1 protein-coding gene is annotated in these 1,486 nt (G+C 73.2%); it reads right to left on the reverse strand.

What is annotated here, in order from left to right; translation table 11 throughout:
• Positions 1-1,486, reverse strand: a 1,486-nt coding sequence (gene hutU, locus GTY84_RS20750; RefSeq protein ID WP_161227816.1) for a urocanate hydratase, incomplete at both ends; no start/stop codon positions are given.

Genomic DNA, 1,486 nt, shown 5'->3' on the forward strand with positions numbered 1-1,486 from the left:
CCGCGATGTCGTAGCCCGCGTCGACGTGCCGGATGACGCCCATGCCGGGGTCGTTGGTGAGGACGCGGCGGATCTTCTCCCCGGCGAGCGCGGTGCCGTCGGCGACGGTGACCTGCCCGGCGTGCAGGGAGCGGCCCATGCCGACGCCGCCGCCGTGGTGGACGGAGACCCAGGAGGCGCCGGAGGCGACGTTGACCATGGCGTTGAGCAGCGGCCAGTCGGCGATGGCGTCGGAGCCGTCGCGCATCGCCTCGGTCTCGCGGTAGGGGGAGGCGACGGAGCCGCAGTCGAGGTGGTCGCGGCCGATGACGACCGGGGCGGCCAGCTCGCCGCTCGCCACCATGTCGTTGAACCGCTCGCCCGCCCGGTCGCGTTCGCCGTAGCCGAGCCAGCAGATGCGGGCGGGCAGCCCCTGGAAGTGGACGCGCTCGCCGGCCAGCCTGATCCAGCGGGCCAGGGACTCGTTCTCGGGGAAGAGGTCGAGGATCGCCCGGTCCGTCCTGGCGATGTCGGCGGGGTCGCCGGACAGGGCGGCCCAGCGGAAGGGGCCCTTGCCCTCGCAGAACAGGGGGCGGATGTAGGCGGGGACGAAGCCGGGGAAGGCGAAGGCCCGGTCGTACCCGGCGAGCTTCGCCTCGCCGCGGATCGAGTTGCCGTAGTCGAAGACCTCGGCACCGGCGTCCTGGAAGCCGACCATGGCCTCCACGTGCCGGGCCATGGACTCGCGGGCCCGGAGGGTGAACCCGGCCGGGTCCTTGTCGGCGGCGTCGGCCATGTCCTCGAAGGCCATGCCGGTGGGCAGGTAGGCCAGCGGGTCGTGGGCCGAGGTCTGGTCGGTGACGATGTCGATCGGGGCGCCCATGGCGAGGAGCCGCGGGACGGCGTCGGCCGCGTTGCCGAGGACGCCGACGGAGAGCGGGCGGCGCCGGTCGCGGGCCTCGGTGGCGAGCTGGAGGGCGTGCTCCAGGGAGTCGGCCCGCACGTCGAGGTAGCGGTGTTCGATGCGGCGGTCGATGGCGCGCGGGTCGCAGTCGACGCAGATCGCGACGCCGTCGTTCATGGTGACGGCGAGCGGCTGGGCGCCGCCCATGCCGCCGAGTCCGGCGGTGAGGGTGATGGTCCCGGCGAGGCTGCCGCCGAACCGCTTGGCGGCGACGGCGGCGAAGGTCTCGTAGGTGCCCTGGAGGATGCCCTGGGTGCCGATGTAGATCCAGGAACCGGCGGTCATCTGCCCGTACATGGTCAGGCCGAGGGCCTCCAGGCGGCGGAACTCCTCCCAGGTGGCCCAGTCGCCGACGAGGTTGGAGTTGGCGATGAGGACGCGCGGGGCCCACTCGTGGGTCTGCATCACGCCGACCGGGCGGCCGGACTGGACGAGCATCGTCTCGTCCTGCTTCAGCGTGGTCAGGGTGCGGACCATGGCGTCGAAGGAGCGCCAGTCGCGCGCGGCCTTGCCGGTGCCGCCGTAGACGACGAGCTTGTCGGG

This window comes from Streptomyces sp. SID8352, assembly GCF_009862265.1.
GTDB lineage: Bacteria > Actinomycetota > Actinomycetes > Streptomycetales > Streptomycetaceae > Streptomyces.